The 20,482-nt window shown below is 69.8% G+C and carries 17 protein-coding genes; 16 read left to right on the top strand and 1 reads right to left on the bottom strand.

Translation table 11 applies throughout. The features are described from left to right. Positions 1–97 precede the first annotated feature (97 nt). From hemG to E3O44_RS13250, 3 genes are read left to right on the top strand one after another with little or no spacing between them, the layout of a single operon-like run. The gene (hemG, locus tag E3O44_RS13260; protein WP_166792657.1) at positions 98–1,651 is read left to right on the top strand and encodes a protoporphyrinogen oxidase; all 1,554 of its coding nucleotides are present in this window, start codon (positions 98–100) and stop codon (positions 1,649–1,651) included. Continuing rightward, positions 1,648–2,928 carry a TIGR04053 family radical SAM/SPASM domain-containing protein gene (locus tag E3O44_RS13255; protein ID WP_134535256.1) on the top strand — a complete coding sequence of 427 codons (1,281 nt, stop codon included), beginning with the start codon at positions 1,648–1,650 and terminating at the stop codon, positions 2,926–2,928. The genes hemG and E3O44_RS13255 overlap by 4 nt, the downstream gene beginning before the upstream one ends. Next, positions 2,925–4,031 (top strand): ferrochelatase, encoded by a 1,107-nt coding sequence (locus E3O44_RS13250; protein WP_134535255.1) that lies wholly within the window; start codon positions 2,925–2,927, stop codon positions 4,029–4,031. Before E3O44_RS13255 ends, E3O44_RS13250 begins: the two co-directional genes overlap by 4 nt. Before the next feature lie 132 nt (positions 4,032–4,163). Here the strand turns inward: E3O44_RS13250 and E3O44_RS13245 are convergent, their stop codons facing one another. Further along, a complete protein-coding gene (locus tag E3O44_RS13245; protein ID WP_134535254.1) occupies positions 4,164–4,772 on the bottom strand; it encodes a TetR/AcrR family transcriptional regulator in 609 nt (202 codons plus the stop codon). Positions 4,773–4,982: 210 nt separating this feature from the next. Here E3O44_RS13245 and E3O44_RS13240 point away from each other — a divergent pair, with 210 nt between their 5' ends. The 13 genes from E3O44_RS13240 to E3O44_RS13180 all read left to right on the top strand — a co-directional run bounded on the left by E3O44_RS13240 (position 4,983) and on the right by E3O44_RS13180 (position 20,469). Beyond that, positions 4,983–5,417, top strand: coding sequence for a GntR family transcriptional regulator (locus tag E3O44_RS13240; RefSeq protein WP_134535253.1), 435 nt, complete (start codon positions 4,983–4,985; stop codon positions 5,415–5,417). A gap of 19 nt (positions 5,418–5,436) precedes the next feature. Continuing rightward, the gene (locus E3O44_RS13235; RefSeq protein WP_134535252.1) at positions 5,437–6,375 is read left to right on the top strand and encodes an ABC transporter ATP-binding protein; all 939 of its coding nucleotides are present in this window, start codon (positions 5,437–5,439) and stop codon (positions 6,373–6,375) included. Then, positions 6,372–7,082 carry a hypothetical protein gene (locus E3O44_RS13230; protein WP_134535251.1) on the top strand — a complete coding sequence of 237 codons (711 nt, stop codon included), beginning with the start codon at positions 6,372–6,374 and terminating at the stop codon, positions 7,080–7,082. The genes E3O44_RS13235 and E3O44_RS13230 overlap by 4 nt, the downstream gene beginning before the upstream one ends. Positions 7,083–7,214: 132 nt before the next feature. Beyond that, entirely contained in the window at positions 7,215–8,414 is a 1,200-nt protein-coding gene (locus E3O44_RS13225) for a MalY/PatB family protein (protein WP_134535250.1), read from the top strand. A gap of 134 nt (positions 8,415–8,548) precedes the next feature. After that, positions 8,549–9,799, top strand: a complete 1,251-nt coding sequence (locus E3O44_RS13220) for an O-acetylhomoserine aminocarboxypropyltransferase/cysteine synthase family protein (protein WP_241976328.1) — start codon at positions 8,549–8,551, stop codon at positions 9,797–9,799. Positions 9,800–9,822: 23 nt separating this feature from the next. Then, entirely contained in the window at positions 9,823–10,806 is a 984-nt protein-coding gene (locus E3O44_RS13215; RefSeq protein ID WP_134535248.1) for a Gfo/Idh/MocA family protein, read from the top strand. Between the two features lie 112 nt (positions 10,807–10,918). Further along, positions 10,919–13,225: a putative bifunctional diguanylate cyclase/phosphodiesterase gene (locus E3O44_RS13210; protein ID WP_134535247.1), complete on the top strand. Its 2,307-nt coding sequence runs from the start codon at positions 10,919–10,921 to the stop codon at positions 13,223–13,225. Then, positions 13,222–15,552, top strand: coding sequence for a putative bifunctional diguanylate cyclase/phosphodiesterase (locus E3O44_RS13205; RefSeq protein ID WP_166792656.1), 2,331 nt, complete (start codon positions 13,222–13,224; stop codon positions 15,550–15,552). The genes E3O44_RS13210 and E3O44_RS13205 overlap by 4 nt, the downstream gene beginning before the upstream one ends. Next, complete coding sequence (gene dacB, locus E3O44_RS13200) at positions 15,549–17,072, top strand: D-alanyl-D-alanine carboxypeptidase/D-alanyl-D-alanine endopeptidase (RefSeq protein ID WP_241976318.1); 1,524 nt, start codon at positions 15,549–15,551, stop codon at positions 17,070–17,072. Before E3O44_RS13205 ends, dacB begins: the two co-directional genes overlap by 4 nt. Before the next feature lie 36 nt (positions 17,073–17,108). After that, on the top strand, positions 17,109–17,720 hold the full coding sequence (locus E3O44_RS13195) for an isochorismatase family protein (RefSeq protein WP_134535244.1): 612 nt from the start codon (positions 17,109–17,111) through the stop codon (positions 17,718–17,720). A gap of 173 nt (positions 17,721–17,893) precedes the next feature. Beyond that, positions 17,894–18,613, top strand: a complete 720-nt coding sequence (locus E3O44_RS13190; protein WP_134535243.1) for a DUF4397 domain-containing protein — start codon at positions 17,894–17,896, stop codon at positions 18,611–18,613. A 235-nt stretch (positions 18,614–18,848) separates the two neighbouring features. Next, on the top strand, positions 18,849–19,706 hold the full coding sequence (locus E3O44_RS13185; protein ID WP_134535242.1) for a DUF4397 domain-containing protein: 858 nt from the start codon (positions 18,849–18,851) through the stop codon (positions 19,704–19,706). Between the two features lie 28 nt (positions 19,707–19,734). Beyond that, on the top strand, positions 19,735–20,469 hold the full coding sequence (locus E3O44_RS13180; protein WP_134535241.1) for a class F sortase: 735 nt from the start codon (positions 19,735–19,737) through the stop codon (positions 20,467–20,469). Positions 20,470–20,482: the final 13 nt, after the last annotated feature.

Genomic DNA, 20,482 nt, shown 5'->3' with positions numbered 1-20,482 from the left:
TGTCGGAAAACCCTTTCCGGCCGAGCCGTAGGATCGATGGAACGGTGTGCTCCAGCCTTCCGACTGTGCCGGTCCACCGGCAACGGAAGGACCTTACGTGCTCTCTCGACCCCGGGTCGTCATCGTCGGCGGCGGAATCAGCGGACTGGCGACAGCCCACTATCTGCACCAGTCGCTCGGGGACGGGGTGCTGATCACCCTGGTCGAAGCCTCGCCCCGCCTCGGCGGAAAGATCGTCACCGAGGAGTTCGCCGGGCACTCGGTCGACGCCGGCCCCGATGCGCTGATGGTGCGCGCCCCCGTCGCCGTCAACCTCCTCACCGACCTGGGCCTCGCGGACCTCGTCGTGGCACCCGCGAGCGGCGGATCGCGGATCTGGTCCCGCGGCCGGCTCCGCACGCTGCCCACCGGAACCGTGTTCGGCATCCCCGACCGCCTCCTGCCGCTGCTTCGGTCACGCCTGCTCACCCCGCTCGGCTTCGCCCGGGTGCTCGTCGACCTGGCCCTGCCGGTCGGGCGCACACTGCCGGCCGACCCCACCATCGCCGAGATCGTGGTCCCGCGGATGGGCCGTGAGGTCTTCGACCGGCTCGTGGACCCGCTCCTCGGCGGCATCCACGCCGGCCGCGCCGACGAACTCAGCGCGCACAGCACCGCCCCCGACATCGAAGTGCTCGCCCGCGGCAACCGCAGCCTGAACCTCGCGCTCCGCCGCCGGCGCCGTGCGGGGGCCGCGAAGGCCGCCGCCGCGCTCTCCGCCGGCACCGGTGCCACCGTGGCTCTCTCCACCGCGGGGGATGCCGCGGCCGGGTCTCGCGCAGCGGCGTCCGCCGGTGCAGCGCCCCGGCTCGCCCGGGCCGGCGGGGCTACGCTCGTCACTGTCGAGGGCGGACTCGGTCGCGTCATCGACGCGCTCGCCGCGCGTGCGGCGGGCGACGACATCCGCCTCGGCACGGCCGCGACGAGTCTCGCCCGCGAGGGCGCCGGCTACCGCGTTGGACTCTCCGACGACACGAGCGTCGAGGCCGACGCCGTGGTGCTCGCCGGCCCCGCGTTCGTCGCCGCCGACCTGCTCAGGGACGAGAACCCCGTGCTCGGGGCCGCGCTCGCCGGGATCCCCTACACGGATGTCGCCACGATCTGCCTCGCCTACCCGCGCTCGGCGCTCGGCCGCCCGCTCGGCGGCAACGGTTTCCTGGTTCCGCCGGTCGAGGGCAAGCTCGTGGTCGGCTGCACCGTCTCGAGCAACAAATGGCCGCACCTGGCCGATGAGGCGACCGTCCTCATCCGCTGCATGGTCGGTCGCGCCGGGGACACCCGCTGGGCCGGGCTCGACGACGAGACGCTCGTCGCGCAGGTGCACGCCGAGCTCGTGGACGCCCTGGGCATGACCGGGAGACCGACCACTCACCACATCGAGCGCTGGCCGCTCGGGATGCCGCAGTACGTCGTCGGGCACCAGGGCCGCCTCGACACCGCCGAACGGGAGCTCGCCGGACTGCCCGGGGTACACCTGACCGGGTCGGCGTATCGCGGGGTGGGACTCGCGAGCTGCATCGCCGACGCCGAACGCGTCGCCACCCGGATCGCCGCAAGCAGCGCCGCGGGCACCATCGCCGCGGCGCAGGCACCGAGCGAGGTCGTGTCATGAGCACCGCCACCCAGACCACTCAGACCACCGGGGCCGTCGAGACCACCGGGGCCGGCGCATCCGCTGCGATCGGTGTCGACGTGCTCGACCCGACCCGCAGTCACGTGCTCGGTCACTCCGCCGTGCTGCCGACCCTGCCCGCCGCCCGCCGCGGCCCCGGGCCGGACTACTCGAAGCGCCCGATGCTCGTCTTTTGGGAGACGACCCGCGCGTGTGCCCTCGCCTGCAAGCACTGCCGCGCGAGCGCGACGATGCAGGCGCTGCCCGGCGAACTCACCACGGCCCAGGGCAAGGACCTGATCGACCACATCGCCGGCTTCGGCCGGCCGTACCCGATCCTCGTGCTCACCGGTGGCGACTGCCTGATGCGCCCCGACCTGTTCGAGCTCGTCGAATACGCCACCGGGCTCGGCCTGCCGACGGCGCTCTCGCCCTCGGTCACGCCCACCCTCACTGCCGCGATGATCGAGAAGATCGTCGCGAGCGGGGTCAAGGCCGTGTCGATCAGCCTCGACGGGGCGAGCGCACCGACCCACGAGGGCGTCCGCGGCATCCCCGGCCACTTCGAGGACACCGTCAACGCCATCCGCGCCCTCGCCTCCGCCGGACTCAGTGTGCAGGTGAACACCACGGTGATGCGCGCGAACGTCGACGAACTGGCGGATGTCGCTGCCCTGATCCAGAACGCCGGCGCGGCCATCTGGGAGGTCTTCTTCCTCGTGCAGGTCGGACGCGGCGTCTCGACGGAGGCTGTGACCCCCGAGGAGCACGAGGAGATCTGCCACTTCCTCTACGACGCCTCTCAGCACGGCTTCATCATCCGCACGGTCGAGGCCCCGTTCTTCCGGCGGGTCGTCGCCCGGCGCCGCGCGGGAGACCCGGCACCGGCAACCGCGCTCTACGAACGGCTGGCCAGTCGGCTCGAGAGTCTGATGGGCCCGCCGATCGGACTACCCCGCGCGCAGACGGCCTCGACCCGCGACGGCAAGGGCATCGTCTTCGTCGCCTACGACGGTGAGGTCTATCCGGCCGGCTTCCTGCCGCTCGGCCTCGGGAATGTGGAGACGACACCGCTCGCCGAGATCTACCGCGACAACCCGCTGCTCAAGCAGATCCGCGCGACCGAATTCACCGGACGCTGCGGCAGCTGCGAATACGCCGACCTCTGCGGCGGCTCCCGGGCGCGTGCCTTCGCCTCGAGCGGCGACCCCCTCGGCGAAGACCCGGCCTGCCCGTACCTGCCGGGGACGGATGCTGCGGCCGGCCTGACGGCATGAGCGAGCCCGGGGAGGAGACCCAGCCTGACCGCGCATACGACGCCGTGCTGCTGCTCGGCTTCGGCGGACCAGAGGGCCAGGACGACGTCATCCCGTTCCTCCGCAACGTCACGCGTGGGCGCGGGATCCCCGAGGAACGGCTCGAGACCGTCGCGACCCACTACCGGGCCTTCGGGGGAGTGAGCCCCGTCAACGGGCAGAACCGGGCCCTGCGGGCCGCCCTCGAGGCCGAGTTGGCCGACCGCGGTGAGCCGCTGCCGGTGTACTGGGGCAACCGCAACTGGATGCCCCTTCTCGCGGACACGGTGCGGGCGGCATCCGCTGCCGGACACGCCCGGCTGCTCGCGATCACGACGAGCGCGTACAGCTCGTACTCGAGCTGCCGTCAGTACCGCGAGGACATCGCGGGGGCCCTGATGACGACCGGGCTCGACGCCACCATGCGCATCGACGCGGTGCGCCCATACTTCGACGAGCCCGGCTTCACCGTGCCCTTCGTCGAGGGCGTGCGCGCTGCGCTTGCGCGCCTCGCGGTGCGGGGGCTGCCGGTCGCGCGCACCCGCGTGCTCTTCACCACGCACTCGATCCCGACGGCGGATGCCGCACGCAGCGGGCCGCGCGGCGTCGATTTCGGCGCGGGCGGGGCCTACCTCGCCCAGCACCGGGCCGTCGCCGCTGCGGTAATGGCCGCCCTCGCCGATGCCGCTTCCCGCGGCGATCGCGGCACCGCGGCCGACGGGGAGTCGGTGCCGGCGTGGTCGCTCGCGTTCCAGTCGCGGTCCGGTCCGCCGGCGATGCCGTGGCTCGAACCCGACGTGAACGACGCCCTCCGGGCGCTCGCCGCCGACGGGACGCAGGCCGTCGTGATCGTGCCGATCGGCTTCATTTCCGACCACATGGAGGTGCTCTGGGACCTCGACACCGAGGCCGCGGCCACCGCAACCACCCTCGGACTGACGATGGAGCGCGTCGCGACCCCCGGCATCCACCCGGCTTTCGTCGCCGCCCTCGCGACCCTCGCCCTCGAGCGCCTGCACGGTCCCGTGCTGCCCGGCTGCCCGAGCGGCTGCTGCGAGAAGGGCGCCGGCCGCCCCGCACATTAGTCCTGCCCCGTCCCTGCCGAATTCAGGAGTTGAGCGGGTTCGCGCCCGAAACAAGCGCTTTCCCGGCTGAATCCGCGCTCAACTCCTGAATTCGGAACATCACCGGGCCGGTGAGGGCGCCGGGGGAACGGGCTAGAAGTCGATCGTAAAGAGGGGGCGCAGGAAACTCCGGAGCTCCTCCGCCATGTCGAGGGTGTCCGGGGCAAGTAGCCATTGCACCTGCAGGCCGTCGCTGAGCGCGATGAGCGACCGGGCGGCGCTCCGCGGGTCGACCCCTTCGCGCAGCTGACCGGCAGCCTGAGCGTTGGTGAATGCCTCGGACATCAGGGAAACCACCCAGGTGTACCTGTCGACGAAGTACTGGTGGGCCGGGTGCTCTGGCGCCGTCGCCTCGGCAGAGAGCACACAGTGCAGTTCGACAAGCCCCGGGGCGAATTCGGCGTTGTATTCCGCGGCGCGCACCATGCCGCGAATCGTCTCGATGCCGGGCGTTTCGTCGAGGGGGACGAGCGCCACGGAGCGTTCGTCACGCAGCTCGAGCACGCCCGCGAGCAACTCGTTCTTGTTCGAGAAGTGGTGCAGCAGGCCGGCCTGGCTCATTCCCACCCGCTCGGCGATCTCACGCAGCGATCCATTCCGGAACCCGTGGTTGGCGAAAACCTCGATGCTCGCCTCCAGGATCTCCCGCCGTCGCCCAGCTGTTTTGGCATAGGACCCACGCGACTTCCCCGTCATAGTCATGCGGCGACTCTAGTCTGAAACCCACCGTCCATCGCAAAACCGTGTGCGTGAGAGTTTTTCGTATTGCGTCTTCAGTCGGGCGACCCGAGGCGTGGTCACCGCCTCCGTGCTCACCCCTGAAGACGGGGGAGGCGGATGTCCCGCCGGGCTTGACAGGGCCGGCTCGGGTCCATAGGTTCATTAGTGTAGTAATGGACCAAAGGGGTACAGGTGTTTTCCGAAGGCAGCCCGATCTTCCAGCAGCTCGCTGCGCAGATCGCCAACGACATCGTGGCCGGAACGTATCCGGAGGGCACGGCCGTTCCGTCGGCGAGCGAGTACGCGATTTTCTACCAGATGAATCCGGCGACGGCGGGCAAGGCCGTGAACGTGCTCGTCGAGCAGGGTGTGCTGTTCAAGAAACGGGGGGTCGGCATGTTCGTGTCCGAAGGCGCCCGCGACATGCTCAGCGCCCAGCGGCACGCGGCGTTCCGCGTGCTGTTCGTCGAGCCCCTCGTCCGCGAGGCGCACGTGCTCGGCATCGAGACCGACGAGCTCGCCCGGATTATCGCAGCCGAGACCGATGCCCAGTCGCAGTCGCAGTCGCAGTCCCAGAATCAGAACCATTCCCAGAATCAGCCCCACTCCCAGACCCCAACCCGATGATCGAGAAAGAAGTTCTCTCATGACCGCAGCCATCGACATCCGTGCCGTGACCCGAACCTACGGTCACGCCACGGCTCTCGACAACGTCAGTTTCCGTGTGCCGGAGGGCTCGATCTGCGGGCTCTTCGGCAGCAACGGTGCCGGAAAGACCACGGTGATGTCGATCATCGCCGGTCACGACCGGCCGTCCTCCGGCGAGGCCCTCGTGCTCGGCGACACCCCGTTCGAGCACGAGGTCACCGGCCAACGGATCAGCTTCATCCGGGACAACCAGCGCTACCCCGACAACTACCAGCTCAAGCACGTGCTGCGGATCGCCCCCGAATTCGCACCCGACTGGAGCGCCGAGGTCGCCGCCGAGCTCGTCGAGGGCTTCCGGATCCCGGCGAAGACGCCGATCAAGAAGTTCTCCCGTGGCCAGCTGTCCGCCGTCGCGATCGTGCTCGGCCTCGCCTCCCGGGCCCCCGTCACCCTCTTCGACGAGCCGTACCTCGGTCTGGATGTCGGAGCGCGCACCCTCTTCTACGACGTGCTCCTGCGGGACTACGGCCGGCATCCGCGCACGATCCTGCTCTCGACGCACCTCATCGACGAGTCGGAGTCGCTCTTCGACCGGGTTGTCATTCTCAACGCGGGTCGGGTGGCCGTCGATTGCGACCGTGACGAGGCCCGCGAACTCGCGGTCGTGATCAGCGGCGCAGCGGATGCCGTCGGCCGGCTGACCGCAGGCCGCACGGTCCTGCAAACGCGCGCCATCGGCTCTCTCAGCTCGGTGACCGTCACCGGGATCGCCGACGAGGCCCTCCTCGCCGACGCCCGCCGGGCGGGAGTGCAGGTCGAGTCCGCCTCCCTACAGCAGCTCGTCGCGGCATACGGCGCTACCGCCGGAAACGCGGCGGAGCACACCGATCACCAGTCCACCCGCACCACCCAGCAGAAGGAAGCGGCAGCAGCATGAACGCCATCACATCGGTCGTCAAACTGCACCTGAACCGGCGCGTGGTCGCCCTCCTGGTGCCGCTCTTCATCGTCGCGGTCGTCGTGGTGATCTCGATCCTGATCTCACTGCTCTTCTTGCGGGGTGGCAGCGTGCCCGGCTCAACGGTGTGGGTCAACGCGTCCCGGAGCAACACCGGCATGCTGTTCTCGCTTGCCGGGTTCCTGGTCAGCATGGGCGTCGCCTCCGCCGCGACCACGTTCCCGTTCGCCCTGGCGCTCGGGGCGACCCGGCGGGCGTTCACGCTGGGGACCCTGGCATGGAACATCCTGCAGGCCGCCTACCTCACCGTGGTGTTCGCCGTGCTGACGCTGCTCGAGCTCGCCACCGGGCACTGGTTCGCCGGCTTCTACATCTTCGACATCACTATTCTCGGGGCCGGCGACCTCGCGAAACTGATCCCGATCGTCTTCCTCTCGGTGCTCGCCCTGCTGAGCGTCGGCGGGGCCTTCGGCGCATCCTGGGTGCGGTTCGGGGCGCGTGGCCCGCAGGTGATCGCGGCCGTCGCTGCCATCCTGATCATCGTCGGCCTGATCATCGCGCTCCCGTCGGCATCCGTGCTGATCGCGAACTTCGCGCTCTGGTGGCTCGCCGTCGCCGGCGTCGTGCTGGTCGTGATCGCGATGGTGGGCATCTGGTTGCCGCTCCGCACCGCGACCGTGCGCTAGTTCGCCGTGATCTCGCACTGAGTCGTTATGTGTCGCACCGAGACTCCCCGCATCGCACGCAGTTGGTAGCGTGCAGGTCAAGCACTACTTGGCAGGCAGGGGCACCTCCGGCCATCCACCGGAGAGATTCTGATGACGACTTCCCGCTTTGACGAGATCACGCGCGAGCAGCTGAGCCGGGCCGACAGCCGCAAGTGGAGCCTGCACGCCGGCACCATCGGCGCCTGGGTCGCCGAGATGGATTTCGGAACCGCCCCGGCTGTCACCGAAGCCCTGCACCGGGCGATCGATGACGGCGACCTCGGCTACCTCGCCCCCGCGACCACCCGGCGGATGGCCGAAGCCGCCTCCGACTGGCTGCGCACCGACTGCGGCTGGGAGATCGCCCCGGAGAACATCCACCCGGTGTCCGACGTGATGGCCGCCCTCGAGGTCGCGATCACGAAGTACTCCCCGGCCGGGAGCGGCGTCATCATCCCGACGCCCGCCTACATGCCGTTCCTCTCCTTCATCCCGACACTCGGCCGGGAGGTCTTCGAGGTGCCCGGCATCGAGTCCGCCGGGCGCTGGACGCACGACCTCGTCGCGATCGAAGCGGCCTTCCACGCCGGCGCGCGCACCCTCATCCTGTGCAACCCGCACAACCCGACCGGGACCGCGATCTCCCGAGAGGAGCTCGAGGCCATCGCGGTGATCGTCGACCGGCACAACGGCCGGGTCTTCGCCGACGAGATCCATTCGCCGCTCCGCTACGGGTCCACGCCGCACGTGGCGTACGCGTCCCTTTCGACTGTGACCGCCCGGCACACGATCACCGCGACCTCAGCCTCGAAGGCCTGGAACATCCCCGGGCTCAAGGCCGCGCAGCTCATCACGTCCAACCCCGCCGACGAGGAGCTCTACCAGATCTTCGGTTTCGCGGTGCTCCATGGCGCCTCGACACCGGGGGTCATCGCTGCGGCGGCAGCCTATCGGCACGGTCGGGAGTGGCTCACCGAGGTCACCGGCTACCTCGACGGCAATCGCCTCGAGCTCGGGCGGCTCCTGGCGGAGCACCTGCCCGAGGTCGGCTACCGCATCCCCGAGGCGACCTACATCGCCTGGCTCGACTGTAGGCGGCTCGGTATCGAGGGGTCGCTCGCCGACTTCTTCCGCACAGAGGCGGGTGTTGCGGTGACCGACGGCGCGCAGTGCGGGAAGGGTTATGCAGGGTACGTCCGACTGATCTTCGCCATGCCCCGGCCGATCCTCGAGCAGGCCGTGACCCAGATGGCGGATGCCGTGCACCGGCACCACGCACAGCGGAACCAGACGACGACAGGAACACCGTGACCCACCAGGCCGATACCGAACCCACCCTCGAGGACACCACCCTCGAGGAGACCGCGCCCGGGGACACGACCACGGGGCACACCGTCGCCGCTCCGGAGTACGACTGGGACGGCTACGCCTTCGACACCCGCCAGGTGCACGCCGGCGAGACGGAAGACCGCTCCAACGGTGCCAGGATCCAGCCGATCGCGATGACGGCCGGCTACCGGTTCGACTCCTACGACGACGCCGCCGGGCGTTTCTCCGGCGAGGGCGACGGCCTCATCTACTCCCGGCAGCGCAACCCCTCCGGCACCGTCGCCGAGAAGCGGATAGCCTCCCTCGAGGGCGGCACCGAGGCCATCGTCGTCTCGTCCGGCCAGGCGGCGATCACCGCGGCGCTGCTCGCGCTCGCCGGCTCCGGCGAACGGATCGTCTCGACCGCGAGCATCTACAGCGGCACGCGGGTCCTCTTCGGCCGTAGCTTCAAACGCTTCGGCGTCAGCGTCGACTACGTCTGGAACGAAGCGGACGACGACGAGTGGGATCGCCAGATCACGCCGGACACCAAGGCGATCTTCACCGAGACCATCCCGAACCCCAAGAACGACATCGTCGACATCGCCCGGGTCGCCCGCGTCGCCCGCCGGCACGGGATCCCCCTCGTCGTCGACAACACGATCGCATCGCCCTTCCTGATCCGGCCCCTCGAACACGGCGCCGACATCGTCGTGCACTCCTCGACGAAGTTCCTGAGCGGTCACGGCGCCGCCCTGTCCGGCACCATCGTCGACGGCGGCCGCTTCGACTGGGCCTCCTCCACGCGCTCCTACCCGCTGCTTACTGACCCGGTGCGCCCGGGCCGGCCCTCGATCCTCGAGCAGTACGGCCCTACCGCCTACGCACGGATGACCCGCGAGGCCGTCGTGAACGACATCGGTCCCGCGCTCTCCCCGTTCAACTCCTTCCTGCTGCACCAGGGCATCGAGACTCTCTCGCTCCGGATGGAACGGCACCTCTCGAATTCGCTCACCATCGCGGAGTGGCTCGACGGGCATCCGCGCGTCGACAGTGTCGACTACGCCGGCCTGCCCGGCAGTCCGTACCACGAGCTCGCCGAACGGCTTTACGGCGGCCGCAGCGGCTCGGTCTTCTCCGTCACAGTGCGCGGCGGCTCGGCGGGAGCCCGCCGGTTCCTCGACGGCCTGCGGGTGATCAGCCGGATGACCAACATCGGCGACGTCCGCTCGATGGCGCTGCACCCCGCGACGACGACCCACTCCTCGTTCACGCCCGAGGTCCGCGACCGGCTCGGCATCGCGCCGGGACTGATCCGGCTGTCGATCGGCATCGAAGACCCGACCGACCTGATCACCGACCTCGATCGCGCCCTCTCCGCGCTGTAGCGGCACCTGACTAGGCTCTGAGCATGACCGAGACAATTCGCTGGGGAATCCTGGCAACGGGCGGGATCGCCCATGCGTTCACGAATGACCTGATTCTCCACGGGCACACGGTCCAGGCCGTCGGGTCCCGGTCCCAGGCCGGGGCGGATGCCTTCGCGACGGAATTCGGGATCCCCACCGCCCACGGGAGCTATGAGGCCCTCGCTGCTGACCCCGAGGTCGACATCGTCTACGTGTCGACCCCGCATCCGTTTCACGCCGCCAACGCGACGCTCGCCCTGAACAACGGCAAGCACGTGCTGATCGAGAAGCCGCTCACGCTCAACGCGCGCGAGGCCAGGGAGATCACCGAACTCGCGGCCGAGAAGGGCCTGTTCGTGCTCGAGGCGATGTGGACCCGGTTCCTGCCGCACATGCGGCGAATCCGGGAGATCATCGCCGCGGGAACCCTCGGCGACGTGCACACCCTGATCGCCGACCACACCCAGGACCTCCCCGACGATCCGGGGCACCGGCTCAACTCGATGCAGCTCGGCGGCGGCGCGCTGCTCGACCTGGGCGTGTACCCGATCACCTTCGCCTCCGAGCTCTTCGGGACGCCGGAGACCATCCTCGCCGCGGCGACCTTCAAGGCGACGGGAGCGGATGCCCAGGTCGCGACGACCTTCCGTTACCCGGGCGGCCAGATCGCCGTCACACTCTCCGCGAGCGACACGGCAGGGACGAACACGGCTGTGATCCTGGGCACCCTCGGCCGGATCGAGATCGACGCGGTCTGGTACTCGCCGACGAGTTTCCGGGTGCTGAACAGCAGCGGTGAGGTGCTCGAATCGTACGTGTCGGCCGTGACCGGTCGTGGGATGCAATTCCAGGCGGTCGAAGCCGAACGGGTCATCCGCGCCGGCCTCACCGAGAGCGACCTGCTCCCGGTCGCGGAGATGGTGAGCATCATGGAGACCCTCGACACCGTCCGGGAACGGATCGGACTGCGCTATCCGGGCGAATAGGCCGCTGATCAGCCGACGGTAGTGCGTCCGGCACGGTAACCTTTCGTCACAGACATCAGCGACCCGGGCATGGCCCCGGACGGACGGTGCGGCACTCGAGAGCTCGGATCCAATGGAATTGCTGGTGGGGGAGGACCGCAGGCGACGTGCGGCCACGCCACGGCCGGATGCCTGGCTGGTCTGGACGTTGATCGTCCTCGTGGTCGCGTCCGCGGTCCAGACCTTCGCTGCGGGAGTCGCCGGCGTTCGGACCCCGGTCGGGGACATTGTGGGAGCGCTCTCCTTTGCCGCGCCCACGGTGCTCTGCTGGGTGTCCGTCTCTCGCGCAACGGCGCGCCGGATGGAGCTGATCCTCACGGCCCTGGCCGTGAGCGCCTATTCGCTGTCGGGCGTCCTCTTCTCCCTGGTCTACCTGGTCTTCGCGGGCGTTGCCACCGACCCGCTGGCGATCGTCGCAACCGCGCTCTTCTTCTCGTTTTACCCGCTGATGGTCGCCGCCCTCGCTGTGCTCGTCCACCGGCAGAAGGGGAGGCTGTCCTGGGGCCTGACGCTCGACAGCACCGTCGGCGCACTCGGCGCGGCGTCCCTCCTCGTCGTCCTCCTCGGCCCGAGCATCGATCGGGCATTCGCACAGCCGTTCTCGCTCGACTCGTTCGTCGCCGCCGCGAATCCCCTCCTGGACATCGTCGTGATCGCGGCCCTCGCCGGTGTCGCCGCCTCGCGGTCGATCAGTGCCGGACGCAACTGGCTCCTGCTGACCATGGGGCTGCTGCTCTTCGCCGCCGCCGACATCGGCTTCGCACTCACCGGCATGACGATCGAGGGCAGCTACTCGACGGCCTCGCCGTTCGATCTCGGCTGGATCGCGGGCCTTGCGCTGATGGCCCTGTGGGCGCACCGCTCGGCCAGGCCCGTGTCCACGGCGCCGGGAATCCGCAACGCGGCCGTGGCGCGCTGGGCGCTCTCCCTCCCTGTCCTGGCGACGACCGCGGGGCTCGCCGTCCTCCTGATCGCGAGCGAGGTCGAGGTCTCCCCGTTCGCGATCTCCCTCGCGGCCGCCGCCGTCATCCTCGCCGCCGCCCGGACCACGATGGCATTCCAGGAGCTGCGGCGGATGGGCGACATGCGCAGGCAGGCCAGGACAGACGATCTCACCGGGCTGCCCAACCGGCGCGCCCTCTACGCCGAGGTGCCGTTGAGTCTCACCTCCGGTGCCGACAGGGCACTGCTGCTGCTCGACCTCGACCGCTTCAAGGAGGTCAATGACAGCCTTGGGCACGACGTCGGAGACCAACTGCTGGTGCAGGTCGGCACCCGACTCGCGAGCAACGTCCGGGGAACCGACCTCGTCGCCCGGCTCGGCGGCGACGAATTCGCGATCCTGCTCGCCGACGCAGGGGAGGCGGAGGCCGTGGTCGTTGCGGGAACGCTCAGGGAGGTCCTCGCCCGACCGTACCTGCTCGAAGGAATCACCCTGCAGACCACGGTCAGCATCGGCATCGCCCTGTATCCCGGCCAGGCCCTCGACCTGACCGGGCTGCTCCGCAAGGCCGACATGGCCATGTACAAGGCGAAGGAAACCCGGAGCGGTCACCGGGTCTACGACATGAGCGTCGACAGCCACGGCGCCGCCCGGCTGCGCACCCTCCAGGAACTGCGCGTCGCCCTGGACGAGCGGCAGCTGGTGGTCTACTACCAGCCCAAGGTCGACCTCGCGACGGGAGCGGTGCGCGGGGTCGAGTCGCTCGTGCGCTGGAACCATCCGGTGCGCGGCCTCGTCCAGCCCGGTGACTTCCTGAGCATCGTCGAGGAGGCCGGGCTGATGAACGCGATGACCCAGCAGGTGCTCGACATGGCCCTCGACCAGGCCGAGGTCTGGCATGCCAGGAGCGCCGACCTGACCGTCGCCGTCAACCTGACGGCGAGCGCCCTCGTGGATGCTGAACTGCCGGAGCGGATTGCGGCGATGCTTGCCGATCGCGGCCTGCCGGCATCCGCCCTCATTCTCGAGATCACCGAGGAGTTCCTGCTCGAAGACCGGGTCAGGACCACCGCGATCCTGACCCGGTTGCGGGCGGGAGGCATCCGCATCGCCATCGACGACTTCGGGACCGGCTACAGCTCGCTCGCCTACCTGCGCGACCTGCCGGTCGACGAACTCAAGCTCGACCGGTCGATCGTGTCGCCGATGAGGGACGATCCCCGGGCTGCCGCCCTCGTCTCCTCGACGATCGAACTGGCGCACAGCCTCGGGCTCACGATGGTGGCAGAGGGCGTCGAAGACGCCGAGGTCTACGCCGGCCTGGCCCGGTACGGCTGCGACGAGGCCCAGGGCTTCCACATGTCCCGGCCGATGCCCGCAGGCGAACTCGACAGCTGGCTCGCCGAACGGCGACTCGACCTCGCGGCCGCACCGTGACGGCCGCTGTGACGGCCGCTGTGACGCCGCCCCGCCAGGGCATCGACCGGTGGATGCTCTGGGCGCTCTGGCTGATCATCGCGGCACACGTCGCGAGCCTCGTGCTCCGTGCGCCGACGGACTACGTCGCCTCTCCGTTCATCCTGCTCGGGGTGCTCGCAGCGGCCGCGCCCCTCGTCGTCTGCTGGGTGGCTGTCGCGCACACCCGGTCGAACCGGCTGCAGGCCCAGCTCGCCGCCTCGGCCGTGACCGTGTTCGTGATCGGCAACGGCTTCTTCGCGGCCGCCGACCTGCCGCTCGGCGACTGGGTCCCCGTGCTGGGCGACCTCGCCCAGATCTGCTACCTCGGCTTCTATCCGCTGATGCTCGCCGCCCTGTTCACCCTCGTGCGGGACCAGTTGCGGAGCCTCTCCGTCGCAATCGCCCTGGACTGCGTCGTCGGCGGCCTCGGCGCCGCCGCGGTCGTCTCCGCCGTGCTCGGTCCCGTTCTCGCGGCCGGCTCCGACGGTCCACCGTCGATCTCCACCTTCGTGGGCATCGCGAGTCCCGTGCTCGACCTGGTGATCGTCGCGGCGGTCGTCGCGATCGCGGCGTCGCCGATCCTGAGGGCGGGCCAGAGCTGGATCCTGCTCGTCGGCGGGCTGCTCTCGTTCGCCGCGGGAGACATCCTCTTCGCCCTGGGCAAGCTCGACGGCACGTACGTGGTCGGTCACTGGCTCGACGCCGGCTGGTCGATCGGACTCGCGCTCGTCGCGACGTGGCTGCGCACCGCCGCGACCCCGACCCCGGACGACGACGGCAGGGCAGAACGCGGCAGGGGCGCAGCCGAGCGGCCGGGGTCGCAGGGGAGTGGAACGGCAGTACTCGCGGTCCCCGTTTTCGCGACGCTCGCCGGTCTTGCCGTCCTCCTGGTTTCGAGCAGGCACGGGGAGTCCCAGGTGACGGTGGGGCTCGCCGCGGCCACGCTCGTCGTCGCATCCGCCCGCACCGTCATCGCCTTCCGGGAACTCGGTCGACTGGGCGATCTCGTGCGGCTGGCCCGCAGCGACGACCTCACCGGGCTTCCGAACCGGCGCGCGCTCTACGCCGAGGTGCCCGACCAGCTGGCCCTCGGCGGCCGCAACGCCCTGCTCCTGCTGGACCTGGACCGGTTCAAGGAGGTCAATGACAGTCTCGGGCACGATGTCGGTGACGTGCTCCTCGTGCAGGTGGGCCTGCGGATCAGCGCCCAGCTTGCCGCGGACGACCTCCTCGTGCGGCTCGGCGGCGACGAATTCGCGATCTTCCTCCGCGACTCCGGTGCGGAGGAAGCCGAAGTGGTCGCGATCAAGGTGCAATCCGCCTTGGCGGCACCGCACACCCTCGAAGGAATCTCCCTGCAGACGAGTGCGAGCATCGGGATCGCGCTGAGCCCCGAGCACGGCCACAGCCTGGGCGTCCTGATGCGCAAGGCCGACATGGCGATGTACCGGGCCAAGGTGCGACGCGGCGGGCACCGCGTCTACCAACCGGTCGACGACAGCCACGGCGACACCCGGCTGCGCACCCTCGAAGAACTGCGCGCGGCGCTCGCCGCGAACCAGCTGGTGCTGCATTACCAGCCGAAGGTCGAGCTCTCCGGCGGGGAGGTGCGCGGTGTCGAGGCCCTCGTGCGGTGGAACCACCCGAAACGCGGCCTGCTCTACCCGAGCGAATTCCTCGAGCTCATCGAGGATGCCGGCCTGATGCAGACACTGACGGTGCGGGTCCTCGAACTCGCGCTCGACCAGGCGGCCGTCTGGCATCGGCGCGGCGAGAGACTGACGATCGCGGTCAACCTCGCGGCAAGTTCGCTGCTCGACTCCGGCCTGCCCGAGCGGGTCGGCGCCATGCTCACGGCGCGCGACCTCCCGGCGACGGCGCTCATGTTCGAGATCACCGAGGCGTTCCTGCTCGACGATCGTGGTCGCGCGAGCGACATCCTCGGCAGGCTGCGCTCCCGCGGCATCCGCATCGCCGTCGACGACTTCGGCGTCGGGTACAGCTCGCTCGCCTACCTCCGCGAACTCCCGATCGATGAACTCAAGCTCGACCGCTCGTTCGTGGCCCCGCTGAACGGCGACAAGCGCGCCGCCGCGGTGGTGTCGTCGAGCATCCACCTCGCCCACAGCCTGGGCCTGCGGATGGTGGCAGAGGGCGTCGAGGACGCAGAGGCATACGCGCAGCTCGCCCGGTTCGGCTGCGACCAGGCCCAGGGCTACCACGTGTCGCCACCGGTGCCCGCCGCGGTTCTCGACGACTGGCTGGCCGCGCGCCTCACAGCGGACGCAGGTACAGTACAGGCGTGAACGATCAGGACAACACCGCGCCGCAGGGCCCCATCGCCCCGGGGACCGCCCCGCACCTCCCCGGGGCGCGCGGCCCAGGGGCAGCCGGGATCGCCGGGTTCCTCGCCCGGCACCGCACCGCAGCCTGGATCACCGCCGCGGCCGTCGCCTTCGCCCTGCTCGGCAGTGGCGCCGTCGTCGCCGGCGCGTCCACGCGCAGCTCCGCCTCCGCGCCCGCGCCCCTTCCGGTCACGGAGTCCCCGACGCCGACACCCACGCCCACTCCCACACCGACGCCGGTCCGCCCGGTTCCCGGAACGGTCGTTCCCGCGAGCCACCTGCGCACGTGCTCCGTCGCGGCACTCTCGACCGACTCCCGCCTGGGCAGTTTCCAGTCCCAGGTCGTGAACGCGACGACGGGCGAAGTGCTCTTCGACCGGGGCGGGGGAACGCCCTCGCGCACCGCAAGCGTGCTCAAGGTGCTCACCTCCGCCGCAGCCCTGAGCGTGCTCGGTTCCGACTTCCAGGCGACGACGCTCGTCGTGAAGGGTTCGGAACCCGGGTCGATCGTGCTCGTCGGCGGCGGCGACCTGACCCTCTCCCGGCTGCCGAGCGGCACGGAGTCCACCTACACCGGTGCCGCCCACCTCGACACCCTCGCCGCGCAGGCCGTCGCGGCGTGGCACGCCGACCCCGCGACCGCGAACACGCCGATCACCTCGCTCGTGCTCGACTCCTCGCGGTTCGGCGATCCGGCCTGGGACCCGAGCTGGAACCGCAAAGAGCTCACCGACGGGTACATGCCCGAGATCACCGCCCTGCAGGTCGACGGCGACAGGGACAACCCGAAGCAGAGCACCTCACCGCGCAGCAGCGACCCGATCGGGCGCGCGGGGCAGGCCTTCGCCGACCTCCTCGGCGGGAGCGTCACAGTGACCCGCGGCACGGCGCCGTCCGGGGCGACCCAGCTCGCATCCGTGCAGTCGCAGCCGGTGTCGACCCTGATCAAGCAGGCCCTCATCGTCTCGGACAACACGATCGCCGAGATGCTCGCCCGGCTCGTCGCCATCAAGTCCGGCTCGGGCAACACCTTCTCGGCGCTGCAGAAGTCGACGGTCGCGGGCCTGCAGACATACGGCATCGACACCACGGGCATCCTGATCGCGGACGGCTCCGGCCTGAGCGACAACAACGCCGTTCCGCCGGCGTACCTCACCCAGCTCTTCATCAAGATCAACGCCCGCCAGGGCAACCTCGGGGTCATCTTCGACGGGCTCCCCGTCGCGGGCGGCAAGACCGGGTCCCTCTCGTACAGCGACCGGTTCACGGGTAAGAACGCGGATGCCGACGGTTCCGTTTTTGCCAAAACCGGCTGGATCGACACCGGGTACACCCTCGCCGGCATCATCCACGCCGCGGACGGAACCCCGCTCACCTTCGCCGTTTACGCCCTCGGCGATGTGGGCGATAATGCGAAGCAGGCGATCGACACCATCACGGCGGCGTTCTATCGCTGCGGAAACAACCTCTCCAATACGTAGCGCCTCGCGCAGGCGCAGGACTCAGAACGGAACACCGTGACCAGGGCCTTGTTCATCATCGACGTGCAGAACGACTTCACGGAGGGCGGCGCCCTGGGGGTCGATGGCGGGGCGGCCGTGGCCGCAGGCATCAGCAGGCTGCTGGCGGGGCATCCGCTGCACTACGACTTCGTCTTCGCCTCGCGCGACTGGCACAACGCGGCGGGCGACAACGGCGGCCACTTCGCGGCGGCGGGCGCCGAGCCCGACTACATCGGCACCTGGCCGGTGCACTGCGTCGCGGATACCGCAGGCGCCGACTACCACCCGGACCTCGCGCTGCCGGCCGGGACCGTTCACATCCGCAAGGGACAGGGCGAACCGGGGTACTCGATCTTCGCCGGCGTCGACGATTCCGGCACTCGTACGGGCGAGCTGCTGATCGAGCACGCAGTGACGGATGTCGACGTCGTCGGCATCGCGACCGATCACTGTGTGCGAGCCTCGGGCCTCGACGCGCTCGAGCACGGCCAGCGGGTGCGTGTGCTCACGGACCTCGTGGTCGGCGTCCACCCGGACGCGAGTGCCGAGGCCCTCGCCGCCCTCGCCTACGCCGGAGCGCTCCTCTCGACCACGGCCGCGGCCCTCCCGCCCGTCCAAGTGGCATAACTCCTGCAGATTCCGGCCGGCCGGGATTCCTGCCGCGGAATTCCAGGGCGCCGCACCGGCCACGCGGAAATCTGCAGGAGTTATGCCTGGGTGCATCCGGATGAGGGGTAACTCCCGAAGTGGGGATGGGAGGTAATGCTGCCTCCCGCCACCACGATAAGCAGGAGGTAACCATGCGCAAGATTCTCGCCGTAGGCGCCGCAGCCGGTGTACTCGTCGCTCTCGCAGGATTCGGGCCGGCATACGCCGGAGACGGCGGCCACGGCCACGGTCACGGTTCCGGGGACAACGGGCCCGCCGAACTGACCGTGTTCCACGGCATCCCCGGGGTCACCGTCGACGTGTATGTCGACGGAGCCCTCACGCTCGACGATTTCACGCCGGGCTCCTTCTCGGACACGCTGTCCCTCGACCCGGGCACCTACTCTGTCGCGATCACGGCCGCCGACGCCGCGGACGCGAGCAACCCCGTGATCGGCCCGGTCGACCTCGCCCTCGAGAGCGGCGACAACTACACCGCCGTCGCCCACCTCACCGAGTCAGGGATGCCGACGGCAACCTTGTTCACCAACAACCCCGACTCGGTCGGCAAGGGCAATGGCCGGCTCACGGTGCGTCACGTTGCCGCTGCGCCGTCCGTCGACATCCTCGCCAACGGTGCCGCCGCCATCACCGACCTCACCAACCCCGACGAGGTCGAACTCACCCTCCCGACCGGCACGATCTCCGCGGCCGTCGCGGCGACGGGCACCACCGACCCGCTGCTCGGGCCGGCAGATGTCTCGATCGCGAAGCGCACGAACACGATTGTGTATGCCTACGGCAGCCTCGCCGACGGAACCCTGGCGCTCGCCGTGCAGACGGTCGCGCTCGAGAAGGGTCACCGGCACTGACCCGTCACAACTGACCGTCGGAACTGATCGTCGACACTGACACGTCAGCTACCGACTCGAGCCGACCGGCCCGCGCAGACACCCACTGCGCGGGCCGGTCTTCGTCCGTCCACAGCCGTCGATCATCCTCCTGGAGGATTTCCGTTCTTGCCACTGCATCCGAAATGGCCCATGAACGGGAAGTACGGGGAAGGAGCAGTTCAACCCAACGCAGAACCCAACGCAGGAGGACACGATGCACGCGACACACAGCACACGATTCACGGCTTCCCTCGCCGCTTCACTCACGGCCGCGTCGATCGGGGCGTTCGTCGTCTTCGGTGGTCTGGCCCCCGCGAACGCCGCCACCGGAGACGCGCAACTGTCGGTGTTCCACGGCGTCCCCGGCCTCACCGTCGACGTCTACGTCAACAACAAGCTGACGATCGACAACTTCAAGCCGGGTGATATGGCCGGACCCGTTGCCCTCGCCGCAGGCACGTACACCGTCGCGATCACGGCCTCCGATGCCGCTGACGCGAGCAAGCCCGCGATCGGCCCGGTCGACCTGAAGCTCGAGGCGGGCATGAACTACACCGCCGTCGCGCACCTCGGGGCGGACGCGAAACCCACGGCCACCCTGTTCACGAACGACACGTCCACGATCGCGGCAGGTTCCGGCCGCCTCGTCGTCCGTCACGTGGCCGCAGCGCCCGCCGTCGACGTCCTGGCGAACGGCGCGGTCGCGATCTCGAACCTGTCCAACCCGAAGGAATCGGTTCTCGTGATTCCCGCGGGAACGATCTCGGCCGTCGTCGCGGCCACCGGCACCACGGCACCCGTGATCGGCCCGGCCGATGTGAAGGTGGCCGAGGGAGTCGACACGATCGTCTACGCCTGGGGCAGCCTCGCGGACAAGAACCTCGCCGTCGCCGTGCAGACCGTCTCGGGCATGAACTCCGACCCCAACGGCATCCCCGCCGGTGAGGCCGGACTCGTCGCGACCAACCGACCGGCGGACCAGACCCCGCTCTGGCTCGGCGGCATCGCCGTGCTCGTGCTGCTCGGCCTCGGGTCGGCTACGTTCCTCGGACTCCGCCGAGCGCGCCGCTGAGCGTGCGAGCCAGGACGGAGGAAGAACGATGAGGGCCACGGCGGGCAAGATCGGGATGCTCGCCGTGGCCCTTGTCCTGCTTTCCGCTCTCGCCCTTGGTCTGATGCTGATGCTGATGCTGAGCGGATGCGGGAGCGTGCCCGGCGCACGGACCCTCGCCGCCGCGCCGACGCAGCTCCCCGCGACGTCACCGTCCACGCCGGCGCCAGCGCCGACCGCGACACTGCCTTCTCCGACCGCGACGACGCCGGCCGTGCCGCTTCTCACCGGGGTGAGCGCCGACATCCGCTCGGTGCAGGCCGCGGAGCAGGTGCCGGTCGCGCCGGTGCGGATCAGGATCGAGGCGCTCGGGATCGACATGGGCATCGAAGCCGTCGGACTCGGCGACAGCGGTGGCATGGGGCTGCCGAAGAACCCGGCGATTGCCGCGTGGTACAAGTTCGGGCCGTCCCCGGCGAGTGTGGCGGGCGCGACCGTGATCGCGGCGCATGTCGACTCGCTCGAGTACGACGTGGGCCCGTTCTCCCGGCTCGCCACCGCGCCAGCGGGCACGGAAATCGTCCTCTCGCTCGCCGACGGCGGCGAGCGGCGCTACCGGGTCGCATCCGTCGAGCTCGTGCTCAAGCCCGACGTGCCCTGGCCGGCAATCTTCGACCGCACCGGGCCCGCCCGCCTCACGCTCGTCACGTGCGGCGGTGAATTCGACTACACCGCGAGGCGGTACCTCTCGAACGTGATCGTTTCCGCGATGCCGGTTCCCTGATGAGCGGGTCTGG

It is taken from the genome of Cryobacterium algoricola (assembly GCF_004402485.1).
In the GTDB taxonomy this organism is placed as follows: Bacteria; Actinomycetota; Actinomycetes; order Actinomycetales; family Microbacteriaceae; genus Cryobacterium; species Cryobacterium algoricola.
The sequence above is the reverse complement of the archived record's forward strand: the minus strand, read 5'-3'. Positions and strand labels throughout refer to the sequence as shown.

Coding starts and splice junctions, on each gene's coding strand:
- E3O44_RS13185 (WP_134535242.1), top strand. CDS start 18,849: ATGCACGCGACACACAGCACACGATTCACGGCTTCCCTCGCCGCTTCA.
- E3O44_RS13230 (WP_134535251.1), top strand. CDS start 6,372: ATGAACGCCATCACATCGGTCGTCAAACTGCACCTGAACCGGCGCGTG.
- E3O44_RS13245 (WP_134535254.1), bottom strand. CDS start 4,772: ATGACTATGACGGGGAAGTCGCGTGGGTCCTATGCCAAAACAGCTGGG.
- E3O44_RS13210 (WP_134535247.1), top strand. CDS start 10,919: ATGGAATTGCTGGTGGGGGAGGACCGCAGGCGACGTGCGGCCACGCCA.
- E3O44_RS13215 (WP_134535248.1), top strand. CDS start 9,823: ATGACCGAGACAATTCGCTGGGGAATCCTGGCAACGGGCGGGATCGCC.
- E3O44_RS13235 (WP_134535252.1), top strand. CDS start 5,437: ATGACCGCAGCCATCGACATCCGTGCCGTGACCCGAACCTACGGTCAC.
- E3O44_RS13190 (WP_134535243.1), top strand. CDS start 17,894: ATGCGCAAGATTCTCGCCGTAGGCGCCGCAGCCGGTGTACTCGTCGCT.
- E3O44_RS13225 (WP_134535250.1), top strand. CDS start 7,215: ATGACGACTTCCCGCTTTGACGAGATCACGCGCGAGCAGCTGAGCCGG.
- E3O44_RS13180 (WP_134535241.1), top strand. CDS start 19,735: ATGAGGGCCACGGCGGGCAAGATCGGGATGCTCGCCGTGGCCCTTGTC.
- E3O44_RS13250 (WP_134535255.1), top strand. CDS start 2,925: ATGAGCGAGCCCGGGGAGGAGACCCAGCCTGACCGCGCATACGACGCC.
- E3O44_RS13255 (WP_134535256.1), top strand. CDS start 1,648: ATGAGCACCGCCACCCAGACCACTCAGACCACCGGGGCCGTCGAGACC.